The 23136-nt window shown below is 69.2% G+C and carries 17 protein-coding genes; 12 read left to right on the top strand and 5 right to left on the bottom strand.

Annotated elements, in window-relative coordinates:
* Positions 1 to 81 precede the first annotated feature (81 nt).
* A complete protein-coding gene (locus BOSE46_RS01065; RefSeq protein WP_159537423.1) occupies positions 82 to 621 on the top strand; it encodes a hypothetical protein in 540 nt (179 codons plus the stop codon).
* An 18-nt stretch (positions 622 to 639) separates the two neighbouring features.
* Here the strand turns inward: BOSE46_RS01065 and BOSE46_RS01060 are convergent, their stop codons facing one another.
* On the bottom strand, positions 640 to 1563 hold the full coding sequence (locus BOSE46_RS01060; protein WP_256366689.1) for a LysR family transcriptional regulator: 924 nt from the start codon (positions 1561 to 1563) through the stop codon (positions 640 to 642).
* Positions 1564 to 1693: 130 nt separating this feature from the next.
* On the opposite strand from BOSE46_RS01060, the gene BOSE46_RS01055 reads away from it, so the two are divergent.
* Positions 1694 to 2524 (top strand): NAD(P)H-binding protein, encoded by an 831-nt coding sequence (locus BOSE46_RS01055; protein ID WP_159537419.1) that lies wholly within the window; start codon positions 1694 to 1696, stop codon positions 2522 to 2524.
* Positions 2525 to 2543: 19 nt separating this feature from the next.
* A complete protein-coding gene (locus tag BOSE46_RS01050; protein WP_159537417.1) occupies positions 2544 to 2702 on the top strand; it encodes a hypothetical protein in 159 nt (52 codons plus the stop codon).
* Positions 2703 to 2719: 17 nt separating this feature from the next.
* On the opposite strand, the gene BOSE46_RS01045 is transcribed toward BOSE46_RS01050, so the two are convergent.
* Entirely contained in the window at positions 2720 to 3175 is a 456-nt protein-coding gene (locus BOSE46_RS01045) for a DUF1772 domain-containing protein (RefSeq protein ID WP_159537415.1), read from the bottom strand.
* A gap of 81 nt (positions 3176 to 3256) precedes the next feature.
* Between BOSE46_RS01045 and BOSE46_RS01040 the strand changes: the two genes are divergently transcribed.
* Positions 3257 to 4192: an AraC family transcriptional regulator gene (locus tag BOSE46_RS01040; RefSeq protein ID WP_159537413.1), complete on the top strand. Its 936-nt coding sequence runs from the start codon at positions 3257 to 3259 to the stop codon at positions 4190 to 4192.
* A gap of 12 nt (positions 4193 to 4204) precedes the next feature.
* On the opposite strand, the gene BOSE46_RS01035 is transcribed toward BOSE46_RS01040, so the two are convergent.
* Together BOSE46_RS01035 and BOSE46_RS01030 are read right to left on the bottom strand one after the other, a co-directional pair.
* Entirely contained in the window at positions 4205 to 7555 is a 3351-nt protein-coding gene (locus tag BOSE46_RS01035) for an ExeM/NucH family extracellular endonuclease (RefSeq protein ID WP_159537411.1), read from the bottom strand.
* Between the two features lie 78 nt (positions 7556 to 7633).
* Positions 7634 to 10426: a 5'-nucleotidase C-terminal domain-containing protein gene (locus BOSE46_RS01030; protein ID WP_159537409.1), complete on the bottom strand. Its 2793-nt coding sequence runs from the start codon at positions 10424 to 10426 to the stop codon at positions 7634 to 7636.
* Positions 10427 to 10697: 271 nt separating this feature from the next.
* Between BOSE46_RS01030 and deoC the strand changes: the two genes are divergently transcribed.
* The 5 genes from deoC to BOSE46_RS01005 are packed head-to-tail and all read left to right on the top strand — an operon-like array spanning position 10698 to position 15360.
* Positions 10698 to 11630: a deoxyribose-phosphate aldolase gene (gene deoC, locus BOSE46_RS01025; RefSeq protein WP_236551573.1), complete on the top strand. Its 933-nt coding sequence runs from the start codon at positions 10698 to 10700 to the stop codon at positions 11628 to 11630.
* A gap of 5 nt (positions 11631 to 11635) precedes the next feature.
* Positions 11636 to 13078 (top strand): aldehyde dehydrogenase family protein, encoded by a 1443-nt coding sequence (locus tag BOSE46_RS01020; RefSeq protein ID WP_159537407.1) that lies wholly within the window; start codon positions 11636 to 11638, stop codon positions 13076 to 13078.
* A complete protein-coding gene (locus tag BOSE46_RS01015) occupies positions 13075 to 13938 on the top strand; it encodes an aldehyde dehydrogenase family protein (protein WP_159537405.1) in 864 nt (287 codons plus the stop codon). The genes BOSE46_RS01020 and BOSE46_RS01015 overlap by 4 nt, the downstream gene beginning before the upstream one ends.
* Before the next feature lie 30 nt (positions 13939 to 13968).
* Positions 13969 to 14541 carry a uridine kinase gene (locus BOSE46_RS01010; protein WP_159537403.1) on the top strand — a complete coding sequence of 191 codons (573 nt, stop codon included), beginning with the start codon at positions 13969 to 13971 and terminating at the stop codon, positions 14539 to 14541.
* A 45-nt stretch (positions 14542 to 14586) separates the two neighbouring features.
* On the top strand, positions 14587 to 15360 hold the full coding sequence (locus tag BOSE46_RS01005; RefSeq protein ID WP_159537401.1) for a class I SAM-dependent methyltransferase: 774 nt from the start codon (positions 14587 to 14589) through the stop codon (positions 15358 to 15360).
* Here BOSE46_RS01005 and BOSE46_RS01000 read toward each other — a convergent pair.
* Positions 15357 to 17525: a thiamine pyrophosphate-dependent enzyme gene (locus BOSE46_RS01000; RefSeq protein ID WP_159537399.1), complete on the bottom strand. Its 2169-nt coding sequence runs from the start codon at positions 17523 to 17525 to the stop codon at positions 15357 to 15359. The two genes, BOSE46_RS01005 and BOSE46_RS01000, sit on opposite strands and share 4 nt — an antisense overlap.
* A 122-nt stretch (positions 17526 to 17647) precedes the next feature.
* Here BOSE46_RS01000 and lon point away from each other — a divergent pair, with 122 nt between their 5' ends.
* From lon to BOSE46_RS00985, 3 genes are all read left to right on the top strand, one after another.
* Positions 17648 to 19978, top strand: a complete 2331-nt coding sequence (gene lon, locus BOSE46_RS00995; RefSeq protein ID WP_159537397.1) for an endopeptidase La — start codon at positions 17648 to 17650, stop codon at positions 19976 to 19978.
* Positions 19979 to 20092: 114 nt separating this feature from the next.
* Positions 20093 to 21949 (top strand): 2-oxoacid:acceptor oxidoreductase subunit alpha, encoded by a 1857-nt coding sequence (locus BOSE46_RS00990; RefSeq protein ID WP_159537395.1) that lies wholly within the window; start codon positions 20093 to 20095, stop codon positions 21947 to 21949.
* Positions 21946 to 23001, top strand: coding sequence for a 2-oxoacid:ferredoxin oxidoreductase subunit beta (locus BOSE46_RS00985; RefSeq protein WP_159537393.1), 1056 nt, complete (start codon positions 21946 to 21948; stop codon positions 22999 to 23001). The genes BOSE46_RS00990 and BOSE46_RS00985 overlap by 4 nt, the downstream gene beginning before the upstream one ends.
* Positions 23002 to 23136: the final 135 nt, after the last annotated feature.

Genomic DNA, 23136 nt, shown 5'->3' with positions numbered 1-23136 from the left:
CGCCCACCGGGGCCTCGTCGCGCTCAAGCAGCCTCACCGGTTTCCCGGCGCCGCCCGTCCCTGCGCCCCTAGGCTCGGCGGATGACGACTCCGATCTCTCCCGCCACACGACCAGGCCGCGGTTGGTACGCCGTCGCTGCCGTCCTGGCGGTCGCCGCCGTCGTGACCTTGGTGGTCCTGGCCGTGTGGATCGGCAAGGCCATCGCCGGCTACGCCGTGACACCGTTCGAGGACGGCAGCTCCACGACGATCACCGTCGGCGACCGGGGCGTCGCGATCTGGGTCGCACCCCAGGACACGGCGACCAGCTGCGTCGCCAAGGACGTCGACACCAACGAGTCGTCGCTGGCGCGCGGCTCGGCGTCGAAGGTCACCATCACCGACGGCGGTGACAGCTGGAGCCGGGTCGGGATCGTCAAGGGTGAGCCGGGGTCGAAGCACTTCGTGGAGTGCGACGCGCTCGGAGGTGCACAATTCGGCTACGCCGAAAACCCTCGCATCAGCCGCTATGTGGCGTACGGAGTGACCGGCGGCGTGCTGGCCGGGCTCGCCGGCATCGCGGCGTTCGTGATCATGCTGATCGTCGCGATCAAGCGCAATCGCAAGCCCAGACCCACGTGACATGAGCCCCGCGAGCGATCACGTTTGCTCAGCGGTTGCCTCGGCGATGACGGACGCGGCGGTGCGCACGAAGGCCTGGATTGCCGGATGACCGTCGCGTTCGACCTGCCAGACGAGCGCGGTCTCGGACGGTGGCAGGTCACGGATCGGCACCCCGATGATGTTGGGGTGGTTGAGGTGGTCCAGGTAGGAGCGGACGGTGGGATGCACGATCTTGCCGGCGGCGACGAGGGCCGTGTGCTCGAAGAAGGTGTTGATGACCTGTCGCCGGATCAACCGTCCGGACGGTGTCCGCGGGGGCACGAAGTTCTGGAACATCTCGCTGGGTAGTCCGGGTGCGTCGGAAAGCACGAAGTCGCCCAGCTCCTCGTACTCGATCGACTCCCGTTCGGCCAGTGGGTGGTGGCGGGCAACGATCGCGATCCGCTCGTCGTTGCGTGACAGCCGCGGCCCGACGACCAGGTCCGGGTCCGAGACGGGCAGTCGTTGGGCCAGCAGGTCGGTTTCACCGGCGCGCAGCGCGTCGAGGGTGTTGCGCGAGATGCCCAGGTCGACCACCTCCACGCTTGCTGCCGGGTAGGCGTTGACGAAGGCTTCGGTGATGGCGGCGAAGTGCGGGCCGCCGCTGATGGGCAGGTACATGCCGACGCGCAGGGCGCCGGAAACCCCATTGGCCTCGCCGAGCGCGGTCTCCACCGCCGAGTCGAACTGAGCATAGGCGGGCGCCAGTGCGACCCGGAGCCGCTCACCGCGCGCGGTGAGCTCGACCTTGCGGCTGGTGCGCAGGAAGAGAGGCCCGCCGGCCCGCCGTTCCCAAGCAGCGATGATCTGGCTGACCCGTGGCTGGGTGAGCCGTACGCGCTCGGCGGTCTGGCCGAAGTGCAGCACCTCGGCCAGCACCAGGAACACCCGGATGTCACGTAGCTCAACAGATTCACGCATCGATTACTCATACTAATCACTGCCATATCGAATCGGGCGTTGATGGCCGTACGACACAGAACCAGACTTTGGTGCGTCAGCGAAGCGAGCCAACGGAGCAGCTTCCGACGGACGGCGAAGGTGGACGATCATGATCTTGGTGACGGGCGCGACCGGCAACGTGGGGTCCGAGGTGGCCGCGAACCTGGCCGGCAAGGGGCGCCCGGTCCGCGCACTGGTTCGAGACACGGACGAGCAGGGTCTCCCGGCCGGTGTCGAGCCAGTTGTGGGAGACCTCAACCGTCCCGAGACGATGCGCGCGGCGCTCGATGGCGCAGAGGGCGTGTTCGTACTGCCCGGCTATGCCGACATGCCGGGGCTCATGCGCGAGATCGAACGGGCCGGCGCCCGCAAGGTTGTGCAGCTCTCCGGCGGCTCGGCCGGGAACAGCGACCTGAGCAACGCCGTGACGCGGATGATGGCCGAGTCCGAGACCGCGGCTCGCGAGTCAGGTTTGGCCTGGACCATCCTGCGACCGGCCTCGTTCACGGCGAACGCCCTGCGCTGGCTGCCGCAGCTGCAGGCCGGTGATGTCGTGCGGGCCCCGTTCGCCACCGTGCGGAACACTTCGATCGACCCCTACGACGTCGGCGCCGTCGCCGCGGTCTCCTTGACCGAGGAGGGACACGACGGCGAGGTCTACACCCTGACGGGCCCGGACTCCATGCTGCCCGAGGAACAGGTCGCCATCCTGGCCGACGTGCTCGGCCGAGCCCTTCGCTTCGAAGCGCAACCCGACGACGAGGCGCGCGAGGAGATGCTGAAGACCACTCCTGCCCAGTACGTCGACGCGTTCTTCGACTTCTACGTCACCGGTTCCCTCGACGAGTCCCAGGTCAGGCCAACGGTCCAGACAGTCACCGGTCGCCCGCCGCGAACGTTCCGCCAGTGGGCCACCGCACACGCGGAAGCCTTCCGGTGAGCGGAGGGGGGTGAAGGCCATGGGAATCCGCAGCTTCCGTCTGGGCCGCAAGCGCGCCTGGGACGAGATGTCTGAGACCGAACGCGACGAGCTCCGGGAGACCGTGCGACAGCGCCGCGAGGTGCAGAAGCAGAACATCGCGACCCAGAACGAGATCGGGCTCCGCAACCTGCGCTGAACCCAGCCGGCCTCAGGTCAGATTTTCAGCACGCCGACGACCAGGCACACGAATCCGCCGGTGGTCAGCAGCGCGCGGGCGTGGTTCCACATCGTCCACTTGTCCTCGAACGTCTCACGCAGCGACGCTGCGCTGCCCTTGCCGGCCTCGAGCGCGTCGTTCATCGGGACGTTGACGGCGAACGTGATGACGTACGCCCCGAGGACGTACAGCACCAACCCGGCGACGACCCAGGGCCGCGACGCGTCGCCCCAACCCAGCACCAGCGCCGCCACGCCGACGAAGAACGCGCCGCCGAAGGTCAGGGCGAAGACGGGGTTGAGGATCGCGATGTTGATGCCGCGCATCGCGTCGACGAACGCGGCATCTGAGGCGCGCTTGAGGCCCGGCATGATCACGTAGGAGAAGGTGGCGAACAGTCCCGCCGACAGGCCCGTGAGGGCGGTCGCGGTGACGAGTGCAGTCTTGGTCATGATTCCATCTCATCAGCGCAGGATGAGACTTTCCATAGTCGAAACACCCATCTGCATACGTGAGCGTCTAGCATGAGGGCCATGGACACCCTCAGCGGCTTGCTCGAAGGCCCGCGCGCCAACGGCGCGTTCCTCATGCGATCGGTGCTGACGAGCCCGTGGTCGCTGCGCATCCAGGACGAGGCGCCACTGTCGATCGCGGTCGTCGTACGCGGCGAGGCGTGGGTCGTGCCGGCCGGCGGGGAGCCCGTACGTCTGGGTCCTGGCGACGTCATGGTGGCGCGCGGCCCCGAGCCCTACACGGTCGCCGACCAGCCCGACTCCGAGCCGCAGATCTTCATCAACCCTGGCCAGCACTGCACCGACGCCGATGGCAACAGCCTCGAGGATGTCATGGACCTCGGCACCAGGTCGTGGGGCAACGATCCCGAGGGCGAGACCATGATCGTGACCGGTACGTACGAGAGCACCCGAGCGATCAGTGCCCGGCTGCTGCGGAGCCTCCCCCAGCTCTTCGTGCTGCGCGACGGCGAGTGGAACGGCGAGCTGGTGACGGTGCTGTGTGCCGAGATGCAGCGCGACGAGCTCGGCCAGGAGGTGTTCCTCGACCGCCTCCTCGACCTCGTGGTCATCGCGGCCGTACGCGACTGGTTCGGCCGCGATGCCTCACGCGCGCCGGCCTGGCACCGGGCGGCTGCCGACCCCGTCCTCGGTCCGGCGCTGCGCCTGCTCGAGGACGACCTCGCCCGGCCCTGGACCCTGGCCGTCCTGGCCGCCGAGGTCGGCGTCTCCAGGGCAGCGCTGGCCCGCCGCTTCTCGACGGTGCTCGGCGAACCGGCGATGTCCTATCTCACGACCCTGCGACTCGACCTCGCCGCCGACCTGCTGCGCGAGCCCGACCTGACCATCGCTGCTGTGGCGCGACAGGTCGGCTACGGCAGCCCGTTCGCGCTGAGTGCCGCCTTCAAGCGCGTACGCGGGGTCAGCCCAGCCCACCATCGCGCGATGGTGGGCTGAGCCGAGCCGGACCTACTTCTTGACCACCGTGATCGTGAACGCCACCTGCGACGCCTCGGCCTCGGCGTTGCCGGAGTACTTGGCGACGAGCGCCTTGTTGCCAGAGGTCGTGAACGGCACGAGCCGGACGGTGACCTTGCCGTTGACGACGGTTCCGGTGCCGACCTGCGTGCTGCCGCGGAAGACCTTCACCGTGCCGCCGTTGACCGTGAAGCCGGAGGCCGAGACGGTGAACGGCACCTGAGCCTTGGTCACGTTCTTGACGACCTTGGTGGTGAAGGTGCCCTTCTTGGTCGTCGTCGCGCCCTTGGCGATCGTCAGGCTCGCCGTCGCGGTGTCCGACTTGTACGACTCGCTGCCGCCGTAGGCGACCGTCAGGTCGTACGTGCCGGGCTTGAACGCGGTCTTGCCCAAGGTGACCTTGCCGACGCCGTCGACCAGGAAGCCCAGCCCGGCGAACGCGCCGTCGTGCGTCACGGTGACGAGTCCGGAGACCCCGGCATCGGCCGTGACGTTGACGACCGGCGCCTTGCCGTACTGCGTCGTCGGCACCGTCGACGCCAGACCAGGATCGGCCTTGACGACCTCGACCTTGACCGTCGTCGACGAAGCCTCGTGCCCGGCGTCACCCGCGTAGGCCACGGTCAGGGTGTGATCGCCGATCGAAAGGTCACCGGCATCGACCGGCAGCGTGACCGCACCGTCGGTGAGCTGTCCGGTCGCGAGGACGGTCGCGCCGTCCTTGACCGTGACGGTGCCGGTGGGCTTGGCGTCATCAGCAGCCTCGACCTTGGCCTCGACGTCGAACGTCGACCCGTACGCTGCCTTGGCGGGTGCGGTCGCGGTCGTCGTCGACGCCACCGGACCCGGCGCCTCGGCCGAGTCGAACCCGACGATCTCCGGGTCGTGATCGCTCGCGCGATAGGGGCCCGGCTTGTAGAAGTCGGTGACGTTGTAGTTGTAGCGGCTGTACTCGCGGGCCACCGACTCGTACGAGTTGATGTTCCAGATGTCGGCACCCGTCACGTTCTCGTACGCCGCCGCCGACGCGAAGACGTGGTCGAGCGAGCCGACCGCACCGTCGAACTGGTAGGTCTCCTTGTCGGTCAGCTCACGCGGCACGTTGACGAAGCCGGCGCCCTCGATGATGCCGATCGGGTCCTCCTCGTTGTACGCGTTGAAGTCGCCGGTCAGGAAGACCTTGTCGGTGCCGGCAGCGGTCTCGCGGGCCGCGGCGAAGTCGATCAGCGCCTGCGCCTGCAGCGTGCGGGCGTGGTTGGACGCGCCCTGACCGTCACCCTGGTCAGCATCCACGCCGGAGCCGGAGCCCTTGGACTTGAAGTGGTTGACGATGACCAGGAAGTCCTCGTACGCCGCGCCGCCCGCCGGGCGGAACTCCTGCGCCAGCGGCGCCCGGGCATTCGCGAACGCGGGGTTGTCGAGCGCCACCGAGGTGCCGACGGTCTCGACCTTGGCCGGCTTGTAGATCAGTGCCGTACGGATGACGTCCTCACCGTTGACCGGAATGGTCGCCGGCGATGGCACCGCCGCCCACGTGCCGGCGCCCGCTGCGGTGTTGAGCGCGGCGACGAGGTTGTGCAGCGCGTCGTCGCGGTCGAGGCCGAACGTCGCCGAGTTCTCGATCTCCTCGAGCGACACGACATCGGCATTGAGCGTGTTGATCGCCGAGACGATCTTGGCCTGCTGCCGTGCGAGGTTGGCATCGTCGGCCGCACCGCGCGGACCATCGGGCGCGCAGGTGTTGGCCGTGATGTGGTTGCCCGCGCGGTCGTTGTAGTACGAGCACGTGCGACCGCCGCCGAGGGCGACGAAGTCGTCTGCCGTGGTGGTGAAGTAGTTGAGCACGTTGAACGTGCCGAGCTTCAGCTCACCGCCGACGGGCTCGGGCGCTGCCTTGCGCGTGTTGCCGATCTCCACCGGCTCGTTGCCGCCGGCGAGGAGCTGCTGCGTGGGCTGCAGCTTCCAGAGGCTGTTGCGGTAGTCGAGCACGACCGGGTCGTCGAACGTGACCGGCGCTCCCGCGCGTACTTCGTTGTCCGCGGTGAGCCACGGCAGTGCCGTGCCCTGGTTGGCGGCCGAGAAGAAGTTGGTCGACGCGCCGTCGTCGAGCGTCACCAGCCGCTCGTCGTTCTGCGCCTGCAGAGCCAGCGCCGGAGCGCCGGGGGCAACCACGTTGGTCGGGGTGTCGAACGGCTTGGTCCCCGGAGCCAGGCCGATCTCGGCGTACTGGTTGGTCGCGTAGTTGTTGGTGATCGTGAAGTCGCCCTGGGGCGCCAGCAGCATGCCCTCGAGCGACTCCTTTTGCGCCGTGGTCAGCGGGAACGACACGGCCGCCGGGTCGACGCCCTCGGCGGGCCCGGCCAGCTTCGTGAAGTTGCCGGCCTGCGTGGACAGCTCGGTGAGGTCGTTGAACTCGCTCACGGTGCCGGTGACCTCGACCAGGTCGCCCTTGTCGACGGCCGCGGCGAACGCCGAGGAGAACACGAAGACACCGTCCGATGCCGTGTGGGTCGCCAGGTCGATGGCGCCGCCGGTGCCGTCGGTCTGGATGTACGCCCCGGAGAACCCGCCGGTCTTGTAGACCGCGGTCACGACTCCCTGCGTCGTCACGGCCTTGCCCGCAAGGGGGCTGGCCGGGCCGGTCCCCTGGATCTCGGCGATCGTCTTCTCGACCGGCGGATCGACGGGCGCTCCTCCGCCGTCACACGCCTCACCGCACGCAACGGGCGTGGGTGCACCAGTGACGAAGTCGTCGGCGTTGACGTCAGTGTCGGTGCCACCCGTCCGGTTCAACGATGCGGTCAAGGAGTAGCCGTTCGGCTTGACCGAGCCTTCGTACGTGGTGGATGCGCCGTAGCCGACGAGATCCACGAGGTTGGCGTTGCTCAGGACGGCTGCCCGGTCTCCGGTCAGCGCGGCAGTGGTCTTGGACAGGGCGATCGTCCCGCCGTTGGCGTTGCCCGACAGCGAGTACGAGGTGTCGCTGACATCGGGCGTCGGCAGTGGCGTGCCGTTCGTCGAATTGGCGTTGCCACCGATCAGGAACGATCCGCCGGGCTCGATGTGGTGATCACCGAGTGCGGTGATGCCGGTGAAGTTGCCTGTCGCGGAGAACGACCGATACTGGACCGACCAGCCGTTGAGGTCGATGGGCTGGTCCGTCGGGTTGGACAGCTCGATGAACTTGTTGAGATAGGTGGCGCCGACGCTGCCACCGTTGACGTAGATCTCGTTGATCACGACGTGGTTGGCGGGCGCTGCATCGGCTGTGCTGGGCAAGGCGAGGGTCGAGGCAGCGAGTGCCAGGCCGGCACCCAACCGGGCGACGAAGGACTTCTTCATGAGGGCTTCTTTCGGAGATGGAGCCGGCATCGTCCGGGGACGGCGCGAAGCCGTCCCCGGACGATCACTGGGTGGTGGCTACTTGACGACCTTGATCGTGAACGACCCGTTGGACGGCAGGGCGACGGAGTTGCCGGCGAACTTCGCCGTCATCGCCTTGTTGCCGGACGTGGGGAACGCCTTGAGCTTGACCGTCGCGAGACCGTCCTTGACCGACGCGTACCCGTAGAGCGTGCTGCCCTGGTAGATCCGTACGGTGCCCGACTCCACGGTGAAGCCGGTGCCGGTCACCTTGACCTTGACGGTCGCCTTGGTCGTCTTGCGGACGACCTTGCTGGTCACGGACGACTTGGTCGTCTTGGTCGCGCCCTTCGTGACCGTCAGGCTGGCGGTCGTGCTCGTCGGGTCGAACTTCTCGTCGCCGCCGTAGAACACCTTGAGGTCGTAGGCGCCCGGAACGAACCCGGTCTTGTCCAGCTTGACCGTGCCCTGGCCGTCGGTCAGGAAGCCCATGCCGACCAGCTCGCCGCCACTCGTCACGTAGACCAGGCCGGATGCCTCCGGGTCAGCCGTCAGCTGGACGAGTGCCTGAGTGCCGTAGGGCGTCGACCCGACGACCGCGCCGAAGCCCGAGCCGCCCTTGACGATCTCGATCGGCTCCGTCGTGCCCGACGAGGCCTGGTGCAGGCTGTCGCCGGAGTAGGACACCGTGAGCTCGTGGTCGTCGGCGCTGAGCTTGCTCGCGTTGACCTCCACCGAGGCCGAACCGTTGACGAGCGGACCCGTCGCGAGCTCGGTCGTGCCGTCCTTGACCGTGACGGTGCCGGTCGGCGTGACGCCCGACTCCGACGCGACCGTGGCCTCGACCGTGAACGTCGAGCCGGTCTTGGCCTTGGCCGGAGCCGTGGCCGTCGTGGTCGACGTCGCCTTGTCGATCGCCAGCGGGATGCTGGCCTTGGTGCCCGTCGGTGCCGCCTCGACCTCGAGGGTCGCAGCACCGATCAGCCCGGCCGGCAGGTCGAACGCCACGGTCGCCGAGCCGGCGGTGACCGGGAAGCTGCCCAGGTCGGTCGTGGTGTCGCCCGCCTTGAGCTTCGCCGTCACCGACGTGTTGGCCGGGCTGCCCAGCGACGTCAGGTCGAGCTTCGGCAGCGTCACCGCGACCGAGCTGCCGGCCTCGTACGAGCTCTTGACACCCGTGACCGCCAGCGAGCGACGCGCGAAGTCCGGGGACACCGGCTTGTTGGCCTTGAGGTAGTCGATCCAGGCCTCGTAGTCCACGAGACCGGTGTCGACGGACGTGCCCTCGGTGAACGCCCGGAAGTTGTCGCCACCCGTGGCGAGGAACGAGAACGTCGCGACCTTGTAGCTCTTGGCCGGATCCAGCGGCTCACCGTTGATCGTCACGGACGTGATGCGGTCGCCCTCGGGACGGGTGGCGTCGTACGTGTAGGTGACGTTCTTCGACGTGCTCAGCTGCAGGTAGGCCCGCGTCGGCACGTTGCCGCCCGCGTCGCGCTGCCACTGCTGCTCGAAGACCTTCTTGAGCGAAGCGCCCGTCAACGTCACGCTGCTGACGTTGTTGACGAACGGCAGGACCGCGTTGGCCTCGGCGTTCGTGATGACGCCGTCGGTGTTGGCGGGGTTGGAGCTCGTGTCGCCCGCATAGCGCAGCTCGTCGCGCATGCCGCCGGGGTTGAGGATGCCGAGGTCCGCGCCAGGGGCGGTGTCCTTGACCTTCGAGAGCAGAGCGTCGGCCACCAGGTGCCCGAGCGTCGACTCACTCGCCCGGTCGTCGCGGGTGTTGCCGGTGAACGCGGTCGTGATGTCCGCGGTCACCGAGCCGACCGGCTGGTTGCCGATCGTCGCCGCGAACGCGATGGCCGCGTCGACGTCGGTCTTGACGGCCGCGACGCGCGGGAACGTCTGGGTCAGGGTGCTGTCCGCGGTGGTGGTGCGAGCCACGTTCTTCTGCACGTACGACTTGACGTCGCCCGTCTCGCCGTCGACGGTGAGCTTGATCTGGCCGACGTTGGAGCCGTAGTTGCCGGTCTGGATCAGCGGGCGCGTCTTGCCCGGCTCGCCGGGGATCGGGGCGTCGTACGCGTAGGCCTGGTGGGTGTGGCCCATGAAGATCGCGTCGACGGCCGGATCGGTCTGCTCGGCGATCTTCTTGAACACCGCGCTGTGCTCGACGTTCTGCGCGTATGTCTGGGTGCCGTCGGGCGCGCCCTCGTGGATCGAGGCGATGATGACCTTCGGCGGGTCCGGCAGTGCCTTGAGGTCATCCACGGTGTCGTTGATCGCATCGGTCGGGTCGGTGAACGTGATGTCCTGGATGCCGCCGGGGCTGACCAGCGAGCCGGTCTCCTCGGTGACCGCGCCGATCACGGCCACGGAGACGCCGTCGATCGTGAAGATCTTGTAGGGGTCGAGGGCCGGGCTGTTGTCGGACTTCTTGAACACGTTGGCGCCGAGGAACGGGAAGTCGGCGGCCGGGGCGAGCCGGTTGATCAGGTCGTCGTAGCCCTTGTCGAACTCGTGGTTGCCGACCGCCGAGGCGTCGAGCTCGAGGTCGTTGAGCACGTCGATCGTCGGGATGTCGCCCTGCACGGCCGAGGCGAACAGGGAGGCACTGACGTTGTCGCCGGCCGAGACCAGCAGCGAGTTGGCGTCGCCGCCGTCCTGGCGGACCTGCTCGACGGTGCCGGCGAACTTGACGGTGTTGGCGTCGATGCGGCCGTGGAAGTCGTTGATGCCGATCAGGTTGAGCGTCACGTCGTCTGCCGCATCGGCGGGGGTGACCGCCAGCATGGGGGCAGCAAGCAGCACCGCGGTGGCGGCGACGAGCGAGCGTGGGGTGAACTTCACGAAGGTTCCTCTCGGGACGGCGAGGAACGCGACGCGATGTACATCGTCCCCCGATGCGGTCGACGGCCCTGAGAAACTCTCAGGAAACCGTCGATGGTCTAGGAGACATCGGCACCGAAACCCTGTCAACAGAGTTTCTGGGCTGGTTTGGTGACAACTCGGTGAACCTCGGGCCAACCGGAGCCCGGCCATTTCGTGGTGCTCGCCTGAGGGCCTAATCTTGATCGATGCGGCCCCGACGACGTGGCCGCGCCGATTCAGGAGGTCATTCGTGACTGGCGCCACCGCGTCCCTGCGCAAGACCCTCGGCGGACTGCCGGGCGTCGACCAGGTCGGGCTCGAGGCTCGAGCCGCCGGACTGGGAACCCGTTCGATCAAGACCACGGCCAAGGCCTGGGCGATCGACCTGGCCATCTCGATGGTCGACCTCACGACGCTCGAGGGCGCCGACACCCCCGGCAAGGTCCGCGCCCTGGCCAACAAGGCCATGCGTCCCGATCCGACCGATCCGACCTGCCCGTCTGCCGCGGCGGTCTGCGTCTACCCCGACATGGTCAAGATCGCCAAGGACACCCTCGGCGACTCGGGTCTCAACGTGGCCAGCGTCGCCACCGCGTTCCCGTCCGGCCGCGCCGCGCTCGACATCAAGCTCGCCGACACCCGCGACGCGGTCGAGGCCGGCGCCGACGAGATCGACATGGTCATTGACCGTGGCGCGTTCCTCACCGGCAACTATGAGCTGGTCTTCGACGAGATCGTGGCGACCAAGGAGGCGTGCGCCCGTCCCGACGGCTCACACGCGCACCTCAAGGTCATCTTCGAGACCGGTGAGCTCCAGACGTACGACAACGTGCGCAAGGCGTCGTGGCTCGCCATGATGGCCGGCGCCGACTTCATCAAGACCAGCACCGGCAAGGTCCAGCCCGCCGCGACCCTGCCCGTCACGCTCGTGATGCTCGAGGCCGTACGCGACTTCCGCTCCGAGACCGGGCGCCAGGTCGGGGTCAAGCCCGCCGGCGGCATCCGTACGTCGAAGGATGCAATCAAGTACCTCGTGATGGTCAACGAGATCGCCGGCGAGGACTGGCTCGACCCCGACTGGTTCCGCTTCGGCGCATCGAGCCTGCTCAACGACCTGCTGCTGCAGCGCCAGAAGATTGCCACCGGCCACTACTCCGGCCCCGACTACGTGACGTTGGACTGATTGCCATGACCAAGTTCGAATACGCACCGGCGCCCGAGTCCCGGGCGATCGTCGACATCAAGAGCTCGTACGGGCTGTTCATCGGCGGCGAGTTCGTCGACGGCAAGGGCGGATCGTTCAAGTCGATCAGCCCGTCGTCGGAGGAGGTGCTCGCCGAGGTCACCGAGGCGACCGCCGACGACGTCGACCAGGCGGTCAAGGCCGCGCGGCAGGCATACGACAAGGTCTGGTCCAAGCTGCCGGGCAGCGAGCGGGCCAAGTACCTCTACCGCATCGCCCGCATCATGGCCGAGCGCAGCCGCGAGTTCGCCGTGCTGGAGTCGCTCGACAACGGCAAGCCGATCAAGGAGTCGCGCGACGTCGACCTGCCGCTGGTCTCGCAGTGGTTCTTCTACTACGCCGGCTGGGCCGACAAGCTGGGCCATGCCGGCCTGGGCCCGGACCCCAAGGCGCTCGGCGTCGCGGGCCAGGTCATCCCGTGGAACTTCCCCATCATGATGCTGGCCTGGAAGATCGCCCCGGCGCTCGCCGCCGGGAACACCGTCGTGCTCAAGCCCGCCGAGACCACACCCCTGACGGCGCTGCTGTTCGCCGAGGTGTGCCAGCAGGCCGAGCTCCCGCCGGGCGTCGTCAACATCATCACCGGCGCCGGCGCGACCGGTCAGGCCCTCGTCGAGCACCCCGACGTCGACAAGGTCGCGTTCACCGGCTCGACCGCGGTCGGCAAGGCCATCGCCCGCTCGGTCGCCGGCACGTCCAAGAAGGTCACCCTCGAGCTCGGCGGCAAGGCTGCCAACATCGTGTTCGACGATGCCCCGCTCGACCAGGCGGTCGAGGGCATCGTCGGCGGCATCTTCTTCAACCAGGGCCATGTGTGCTGCGCCGGCTCGCGCCTCCTCGTCCAGGAGAGCGTCTACGACGAGGTCATCGACAAGCTCAAGCGCCGCATGTCGACGCTGCGCCTGGGTGACCCGCTCGACAAGAACACCGACATCGGCGCGATCAACTCCGCCGAGCAGCTCGCCCGCATCAAGGAGCTGTCCGACGTCGGCGACGCCGAGGGCGCCGAGCGCTGGTCGGCACCGTGCGACATACCCGACAGCGGCTTCTGGTTCGCGCCGACGATCTTCACCGGCGTCACGCAGGCCCACCGCATCGCGCGCGAGGAGATCTTCGGCCCCGTGCTGTCGATCCTGACGTTCCGCACGCCCGCCGAGGCGATCGAGAAGGCCAACAACACGCCCTACGGCCTGTCGGCCGGCGTCTGGACCGAGAAGGGCTCGCGGATCCTGTCGATGGCCAACCAGCTGCGCGCCGGCGTCGTCTGGGCCAACACGTTCAACAAGTTCGACCCCGCGTCGCCGTTCGGCGGCTACAAGGAGTCGGGCTACGGCCGCGAGGGCGGGCGCCACGGCCTCGCCGCCTACCTGCAGGGAGCATCCGCATGACGAGGTTGGACGTGCGCAAGACGCACAAGCTCTACATAGGCGGCGCCTTCCCGCGCTCGGAGTCCGGCCGTACGTTCGAGGCCGTCGACGCCAAGGGCGGCTTCCTCGGCAACATGGCTCTCGCCTCGCGCAAGGACGCCCGCGACGCGGTGCTCGCCGCGCGCAAGGCGTTCGGCGGCTGGTCCACGCGTACGCCCTACAACCGCGGCCAGGTCATCTATCGCCTCGCCGAGGTCATGGAGGGTCGCCGTGACCAGTTCATCGAGCAGCTCCGCGCCGCGGAGGGACTCAACGACAAGAAGGCCACGACCTACGTGGACGCCGCGATCGACCGCGTCGTCTGGTACGCCGGCTGGGCCGACAAGTTCGTCCAGGCGCTCGGCAACGGCAACCCGGTTTCCGGCCCCTTCTTCAACCTGTCGACCCCCGAGCCGACCGGTGTCGTCGCGACCGTCGCACCCAGCGGCCCGCTGCTCGGGCTGGTCTCGGTCATCGCACCGGCGATCGTCACGGGCAACACCGTCGTCGTGATCGCCAGCGAGAAGTACCCCGTGCCGGCCGTGACCCTCTCGGAGTGCATGGCGACCTCGGACCTGCCCGGCGGCGTCGTCAACATCCTGACCGGCAAGCCCGCCGAGATCGCCCCGTGGCTGGCGTCGCACATGGACGTCAACGCGCTCGACCTGGCCGGTGTCAACGACCCCGACCTCGCGGCCTCGCTCGAGGTCGCGGCAGCCGAGAACCTCAAGCGCGTCCTTCGGGCCCCCACGGCACCGGTCGACTGGCTCGCCGAGCCGTCGCTTGGCCGCCTCGAGGCGTTCGTCGAGACCAAGACCGTCTGGCACCCGATCGGTGTGTGACCGAGGCCGCCCGCGCGACCACCAAGTCTGATGGGCGTCGTGATCCTCGCCGGGCCTTCGGGGTCCGGCAAGTCTCACCTGGCCGAGCGACTCGGCTGGCCCGTCCTGCGCCTCGACGACTTCTACCGTGACGCCGACGAGCCCGACATGCCGCGCTCGAGCCTCGGCATCGTCGACTGGGACGACCCCGCATCGTGGAGCTCGGTCGACGCGGTCGGGACGATCGCCGAGCTCTGCGCGTCCGGCACGGTCGAGGTCCCGGTCTATGACATCGCGGCAAGCCGGCGTACCGGCACCCAGACGCTGTCCGCTCCCGCCAGCCGGTTCATCGCCGAGGGACTGTTCGCCCCGGTCATCGTCGACGCCTGCCGCGAGGCCGGCATCCTCGACGCGGCGATCTGCCTGCGTCGCCATCGAGTCATCACCTTCCTGCTCCGGCTGACCCGCGACCTGCGCGAGGGCCGCAAGTCGCCGTGGGTGCTCGTACGACGGGGCTGGCGACTGCTCAAGGACGAGCCCCGCATCGTCGCCGAGGCGGTCGCCCACGGCTGCGAGCCGATGACGCCTCGCGAGGCACGCAGCCTGCTCAGCAAGCTTTCCTAGCGGCCGGGGCTTGACCGAGGCGTGCCCCGGTGCGTCAATGCAGCCATGAGCTTCGACGCCAGCCGGAGTGCGTACGACCGCTACATGGGGCGCTACTCCAACCAGCTCGCGGCCGCGTTCTTGTCGTTCGTCGGCGGCGAGCCGGGCCAGCGGGCGCTCGACGTCGGCTGCGGGCCGGGCGCGCTCACCGAGGTGCTCGCCACCGGGCTCGGCGGAGAGCACGTCGCCGCCGCCGACCCGTCGGAGTCGTTCGTCGTGGCCTGCTCAGCCCGTGTGCCAGAGGCCGACGTACGCCGGGTGGCCGCCGCCGACCTCCCCTGGGACGACATGACGTTCGACCTGGTCGTGTCCCAGCTCGTGCTCAACTTCCTGCCCGACGCCGAGGCCGGCGCCGCCGAGATGCTCCGCGTCACCCGGCCCGGCGGGACGATCGCGGCGTGCACATGGGACTACGCCGATGGCATGACGATGCTGCGGACGTTCTGGGACGCCGCCCGCGACATCGATGCGGGCGCGACGGACGAGGCGCGGACCATGCGGTTCACGACGGAGCGCGAGCTGGCCGAGCTGTGGGAGAGCGCCGGGCTGACGGACGTACGCACCAGGTCGCTCGAGGTGAGCACCACGTACGTGGACTTCGACGACTACTGGCAGCCGTTCCTGCTCGGCATCGGGCCGGGCGGCGCGTACGCCACGTCGCTCGACGTGGAACGGCTGGCGCAGCTCCGCGCCGCGTGCTTCGAGCGCCTCGGACGTCCCGGGGACTCCTTCACCCTCGCGGCACGCGCGGTGGCCGTGAGCGGCCAGCGGGCCGGCTAACCGACGATCCGGCGCACAGCCTCGGCGATGTCGACCTCCGAGAGCAGCACGTGGTCGGCAGCCGGGCCCAGCGGGATGAAGCTGTCGGCACTCGCGACCCGGCTGATGCGCCCGGCATACCCGCCGTCGACGAGCGCGGTGACGACCGACTCGGACACACCGCCGCTCCGCCTCGTCTCGTCGACGACCACGACGCGGTCGAAGCCGGCCGCAGCACGCAGCAGCTCCTCCTGCGGCAGCGGCGAGAGCCACTGCAGGTCGAGCACCGTGCACCCGATGCCGTCCAACGCCGCGGCTGCGCGCAGGCTCATCCGGACGCCGTTGCCGAACGTGACGAGCAGGACGTCGCGACCGTCGCCGTACGTGCGTACGCGGCCGAGCTCGGCACCGGACTCCGCCGGCCATGCTGCCGGCGCACGATAGGTCGCGGTCCACGCCGCATCGCCGTCGAGCAGGTCACGCTGGTGGTAGAGCGCGATCGGCTCGAGGAACACGCAGACCCGCCCCTCCCCTGCCAGCGCCAGGCACTCCCGCAGCAGCTGCGGCGCGTTGGCAGGATGGCTCGGCACCGCGAGCACGACGCCGGGTATGTCGCGCAGCACCGCGACCGAGTTGTCGTTGTGGAAGTGGCCGCCGAACCCCTTCTGGTAGGCGAGCCCGGCGACCCGGACAACCATCCCGTTCTGGTACTGCCCGCCGGAGAAGAAGCGCAGCGTCGCGGCTTCGCCACGCAGCTGGTCCTCGGCGTTGTGCAGGTAGGCGAGGTACTGGATCTCGGGGATCGGCAGGAACCCGGCCAGCGCCGCGCCGAGGGCCGTGCCGAGGATCGTCTGCTCGTCGAGCAGCGTGTCGAAGACGCGGCCCGCCCCGTACGCCTTGCGGAGCCCCCGTGTGACGCCGTAGACCCCGCCCTTGCGGCCGATGTCCTCGCCGAAGACCCACGCCTCCGGGTGGGCTGCGAGCGCATCCTTGAGCGCTGCGTTGATGTTCTGCGCCAGTGTCATCGGGCCCTCGTCCTCGGGCAGGCGACCGCCGAATCCGGCCGCCCGTTGGGACGGGGTCGCCAGCACCTCGTCGCGGCGCACGCGCGCGGTGATCGGCTCGATGATCGCGTCGGCGGTGTCGAGTCGCTGCGCGCCGGCCAGGTCCTTGGCACGCTCCATGACCCTCGCCCGGGCGTCCTCGTACCTCGACAGCGCGGACTCCGGCGTCAGCACACCGGCATCGATCAACGCTCCGGCGGTGGCCAGCAACGGGTCGCGGGCGTAGTCGTCCTCGATCTCCCGGCGGGACCGATAGGCGATCTCGGCGTCCGAGCCGGCGTGACCCATGAACCGCACGGTGCGCAGGTGCAGGATCGCCGGCCGTCGCTCGGCCCTGACCCGATCCGCCAGGCGTTCGGCCGTTGCGAGCAGCTCCGCCGGACGCGTGCCGTCGGCGGTGGCGTACTCGATGCTCGGCCACGACGTCAGCGAGCGCTCGACCCAGCCGGCCGGCGACTTGGTGCTGATGCCGATGCCGTTGTCCTCACAGACGTACAGGATCGGGAGCGGCGCACCCTGGTGTGCGCAGTAGGCCGAGGCGTTGAGCGCCCCGACCGCGGTCGAGTGATTGGCCGAGGCGTCGCCGAAGCTGCACACGACGACCGAGTCGAGCGGCCAGGCCGGCGTGACCGTGGACCGGGACGCCCGGCCCAGAGCGAACGCGAGGCCAAAGGCTCGCGGCAGGTGCGAGCCGATCGTCGAGGTCTGCGGTATGACGCTGAGCCCGGCATGCCCGAACACCTTGTGCCGGCCGCCGGAGATCGGGTCGCTCGTCGAGGCGATCGCCCCGTTGAGGACGTCGTCGATCCCGGTGGAGCCGGGCACCTGGTCGGCGCGGGCGGCGTAGAACCCGCCCGAGCGATAGTGCAGGAGCGCCGGATCGGTGGGTCGAAGCGCCATCGCGACCGCTGCATTGCTCTCGTGGCCCGCCGAGCCGATCGTGTAGAACGCCTCGCCCTGGGACTGGAGCCAACGGATCGCCAGGTCGAGGTGGCGGCTCTGCAGCTGGGCGTCGAAGTAGGCCAGCAGGCGTTCGGGGTCGGGCACGGACGCGCGTACGTCGGTAGGAGCGGGCCATTCATTCAACCGGCGGACGACATGATCGTCGATCGACTCGGGCATGGAGCCAAGGTATCGCGCGGCCGGACCACCGAGTCCGCCCTCAGCGAACACGGGTCACCCAGCGGAATGCCGACCCCTCGCCGACAGTTGAGCCCATCAGACTCAACTCTGAGGAGAGACCCGTGAGTGAACTGAAAGCCTTCCCCGTGCTGGCGCTCGAGGACGTCGTCGTCCTGCCCGGCATGGTCGTTCCCATCGAGCTCGACGACGCCGCCCGCGCCGCCGTCGACGCCGCCCGCACCAGCAATGACGACCAACTCCTGGTCGCCCCGCGGCTCGAGGACCGTTACGCCACCCACGGCGTGATCGCCTCCATCCAGCAGGTCGGCCGCCTCCCCGGCGGTGGGCCCGGCGCCGTGATCCAGGCCGAGCAGCGCGCCCACATCCAGGGCGGCGTGACCGGCCCCGGCGCCGCGCTCTGGGTCGAGGCCGAGCTGATCGACGACGAGCCGGTCACCGAGTACGCCCGCGAGCTGGCCGGCGACTACAAGGGCCTGCTCGTGACGATCCTGCAGAAGCGCAACGCATGGCAGGTCATCGACTCCGTGCAGCGCCTGACCGACCCGAGCGCCCTCGCTGACACCGCGGGCTACGCGTCGTACCTCGACCTCGAGCAGAAGCGCGAGCTCCTCGAGACCCCTGAGGTCGAGCTGCGGCTGACCCTGCTGATCGAGTGGGCGCGCTCCTACCTCGCCGAGAGCGAGGTCAACGAGAAGATCTCCGAGTCGGTGCAGGAGAGCATCGACAAGAACCAGCGCGAGTTCGTGCTGCGCCAGCAGCTCGCCGCGATCCGCAAGGAGCTCGGTGACGACGAGCCCGAAGGCACCCAGGACTACCGCGCCCGGGTCGAGGAGGCGGACCTCCCGGAGGACGTCCGCAAGGCCGCCCTGCGCGAGGTCGGCAAGCTCGAGCGTGGCAGCGACCAGAACCCCGAGTCCGGCTACATCCGCACGTGGCTCGACACCGTGCTGGAGCTCCCATGGGGTGTCAAGACCGAGGACAACGCCGACATCGCCGCCGCGCGCGAGGTGCTCGACGCCGACCACCACGGCCTCGACGACGTCAAGGACCGCATCGTGGAGTACCTCGCGGTGCGCGCCCGTCGCAGCGAGCGCGGTCTCGAGGTCGTCGGCGGACGCGGGTCCGGCGCCGTCATGGCGCTCGTCGGCCCTCCCGGCGTCGGCAAGACGTCGCTGGGCGAGAGCGTGGCCCGCGCACTGGGCCGCAACTTCGTCCGCGTGGCCCTCGGCGGCGTACGTGACGAGGCCGAGATCCGCGGGCACCGTCGTACGTACGTCGGTGCGCTGCCGGGCCGCCTGGTCCGTGCGATCGGCGAGGCCGGATCGATGAACCCCGTCGTCCTGCTCGACGAGATCGACAAGGTCGGCGCCGACTACCGCGGCGATCCCGCGGCGGCGCTGCTCGAGGTGCTCGACCCGGCGCAGAACCACACGTTCCGCGACCACTACCTCGACCTCGACCTGGACCTGTCGGACGTGCTGTTCCTGGCGACCGCCAACGTCATCGAGCAGATCCCGCAGCCGTTGCTCGACCGCATGGAGCTCGTGCAGCTCGACGGCTACACCGAGGACGACAAGGTCGCGATCGCGCGTACGTACCTCGCTCCGCGTCAGCTCGAGCGTGCTGCGCTGACCACCGACGAGGTCGAGGTCACCGACGAGGCTCTGCGCGAGATCGCGGCGTCCTACACGCGTGAGGCCGGCGTCCGCCAGATGGAGCGGCTGCTCGCCAAGGTCTTCCGCAAGGTCACGACGAAGCTGACTGATCCGGACGTGGCGAAGCCCGTCGTCGTCGACGAGAAGACCCTCGTCGACTACGTCGGCCGGCCCCGGTTCACCCCGGAGTCGGAGGAGCGCACAGCGGTGCCCGGCGTCTCGACCGGACTTGCGGTGACCGGGCTCGGCGGCGACGTGCTGTTCATCGAGGCCAGCGCGTACGACGGCGATCGCAGCCTCGCGATCACCGGCCAGCTGGGCGACGTCATGAAGGAGTCGGCGCAGATCGCGCTGTCATACGTACGCTCGCACGCCGACGCGATCGGCATCGACCCGGCGACGCTCGAGCGGGCGATCCACCTGCACGTGCCGGCCGGCGCGGTGCCCAAGGACGGTCCGTCCGCAGGCGTCACGATGGTCACGGCGCTGACGTCGCTGGCCCTTGGCCGCAACGTCCGGGCCGATGTCGGGATGACCGGCGAGGTCACCCTCAATGGTCGCGTGCTGCCGATCGGTGGCGTCAAGCAGAAGCTCATGGCCGCGCAGCGGGCCGGTCTCAAGACCGTCTTCATCCCGGCGCGCAACGAGGTGGACCTCGTCGACGTGCCCGAGGACGTGCTGGCCGAGCTCGACGTACGCCCCGTGGCCGACGTCGCCGAGATCCTGGCGCTGGCGCTCGAGCCGGTTGCCGAGGTCGGCGCCACACTGGCTGCCTAGCCGCGTCGCCGTTGGGCCCATGTAGAACACGTTCTCGTTTTACTGGGCCCAACGCCGATGTGCTGCCCCGCATGTGGGTACGGTGTGTTGTAGAGCACACGAAGGCAGGTGGCGATGACGACGTCCAGGTCGACGGAAGAGCTCACCCGTGTCGTCATACGTTTTGCCGGTGACTCCGGCGACGGCATGCAGCTGACGGGTGACCGGTTCACGCAGGAGACGGCGGACTTCGGCAACGACCTGTCGACGCTGCCCAACTTCCCCGCTGAGATCCGCGCGCCGGCCGGCACCCTGCCGGGCGTCTCGTCGTTCCAGATCCACTTCGCCGACTACGACATCCTCACGCCGGGCGACCATCCCGACGTCCTGGTCGCGATGAACCCTGCCGCGCTCAAGGCCAACATCGGCGACCTGCAGGCCGGTGGCACCGCGATCGTCGACGCCCACGAGTTCACCACCCGCAACCTCAAGCGGGTCGGCTACGACTCCAACCCGCTCGAGGACGGATCGCTCAGCGACTACCAGCTGCACGCGATCGACCTGACCGGCCTGACGGTCGGCGCCGTCGAGGAGTTCGGCCTCTCACGCAAGGACGCGTCGCGGGCCAAGAACATGTTCGCCCTGGGTCTTGTCAGCTGGATGTTCGGCCGGCCGATCGACGGCAGCATCGCGTTCCTCGACAAGAAGTTCGCCGGTGCGCCCGCCATCCGCGACGCCAACGTGGCGGCCCTGCGCACGGGCTACAACTACGGCGAGACGACCGAGTCGTTCGCCGTCAGGTATGTCGTCAAGCCCGCCGTGATCCCGTCCGGGCGCTATCGCAACATCACCGGCAACACCGCGCTGTCGTACGGCGTCGTCGCCGCCGGCCAGCTGTCGGGCCTGCAGGTGTTCCTCGGCGCCTACCCCATCACCCCGGCGTCCGACATCCTTCACGAGCTGTCGAAGCACAAGGCGTTCGGCGTCACCACGTTCCAGGCCGAGGACGAGATCGCCGGCATCGGCGCGACCCTCGGCGCGAGCTTCGGTGGCGCGCTCGGTGTCACCACGACCTCGGGGCCGGGGCTCGCGCTCAAGGGCGAGACGATCGGCCTCGCGGTGATGCTCGAGCTGCCTCTCGTCATCATCGACGTGCAGCGTGGTGGCCCGTCGACCGGCCTGCCGACCAAGACCGAGCAGTCCGACCTGTTGCAGGCGATGAACGGCCGCAACGGCGAGGCGCCCGTGCCGGTCGTCGCGGCGCAGTCCCCCGCCGACTGCTTCGACGCGGCTCTCGAGGCCGCGCGGATCGCGATCACCTACCGGACCCCGGTCATCCTGCTGTCCGACGGCTACCTCGCCAACGGCTCCGAGCCGTGGAGCCTGCCGGATGTCGCATCGCTGCCGCGGATCGAGCCCGGCTTCGCGACGGCCGACCCCGACGTCGCGTTCATGCCGTACGACCGCGACCCGCAGACCCTCGCCCGGCCGTGGGCCCCGCCGGGCGTCGCCGGCCTCGAGCACCGCATCGGCGGGTTGGAGAAGGCCGACGGCACGGGCGACATCTCGTACGACCCGGCCAACCACGACCACATGGTCCGGCTGCGTCAGGCCAAGATCGACGGCATCGCCAACACGATCCCCGAGATCGAGGTCGACGACCCTGACGGCCACGCCAAGATCCTCGTGATCGGCTGGGGCTCGACCTACGGCCCGATCGGCGCGGGCTGCCGCCGGGCGCGCGTCGCAGGGCACCGCATCGCGCAAGCGCACCTTCGGCACCTCAACCCGTTCCCGGCCAATCTCGGCGAGGTGCTCGCGGCGTACGACCGGGTCATCGTGCCGGAGATGAACCTCGGCCAGCTCCGCGGCCTGCTGCGCGCCAAGTACCTCGTCGACGCCGAGGGCTACAACGCCGTGCGCGGCATGCCCTTCGGCGCCGCCGAGCTCGGCCAGCACTTCATCGAGCTGTGCATCAAGGAGGGCGAATGAGCATCGATCTTGGCATGCCCGGGCACGGGCTCGAGGGCGTACCCACGACCGACGAGCCACAGACCCGCAAGGAGTTCTCCTCCGACCAGGAGGTCCGCTGGTGCCCCGGGTGCGGCGACTACGCGATCCTCGCCGCCGTGCAGGGCTTCATGCCCGAGCTGGGGCTGCGCCGCGAGAACATCGTGTTCATCTCCGGCATCGGCTGCGCCGCCCGCTTCCCCTACTACCTCGACACCTACGGCATGCACTCGATCCACGGGCGCGCACCCGCGATCGCGACCGGGATCGCGACGACCCGCGGTGACCTCAGCGTGTGGGTCGTGACGGGCGACGGCGATGCGCTGTCGATCGGCGGCAACCACCTGATCCACGCGCTGCGTCGCAACGTCAACATGACGATCCTGCTGTTCAACAACCGCATCTACGGGCTCACCAAGGGCCAGTACTCCCCCACCTCCGAGCCCGGCAAGGTCACCAAGTCCACTCCGTATGGCTCGATCGACGCACCCCTCAACCCCCTGTCGCTCGCGCTCGGTGCCGAGGCCACGTTCGTGGCCCGCACGATCGACTCCGACCGCAAGCACCTCACGGCGGTGCTCTCGGCAGCGGCGCGGCACCGCGGCACGTCGCTGGTCGAGATCTACCAGAACTGCCCGATCTTCAACGATGGCGCATTCGATGCCGTCAAGGATCCGGAGACCCGGGACGACGCGATCATCCCGCTCGTGCACGGTGAGCCGATCCGGTTCGGCGCCGACGGCCACCTCGGCGTCGTCCGTACGGCCGGGGGTGGTGTCGAGGTGGTCGAGGTCGACGACTCCAACGCCGGCGACGTGCTGGTCCACGACGCCCACGCGCCGGATGCCACCACGGCGTTCGCGCTGTCCCGCATCACCGACGCCGGCGTCGTCCACCGGGCGCCGATCGGCATCTTCCGACAGGTCGACCGTCCGGCGTACGACGACCTCAGCCGCGAGCAGGCCACCCTCGCCGGCGACACCCCGTCGTTGCAGGACCTGCTCGACGGCCCCGACGCCTGGACCGTGGCGTAACAACGTCCCCTAGCGACGAGCTCTGCGAGGAGCGGGAGGGAGCGAGGAACGAGCGACCGAAGGGACGTACGCCGAAAGTCTCGAGCGAGCATGACACCTCACCACCCTTCGCTCGCAGAGCTCGCTCCCAGTCGG

This window comes from Aeromicrobium sp. 9AM (assembly GCF_902506105.1).
Taxonomy (GTDB): Bacteria; Actinomycetota; Actinomycetes; order Propionibacteriales; family Nocardioidaceae; genus Aeromicrobium.
The sequence above is the reverse complement of the archived record's forward strand: the minus strand, read 5'-3'. Positions and strand labels throughout refer to the sequence as shown.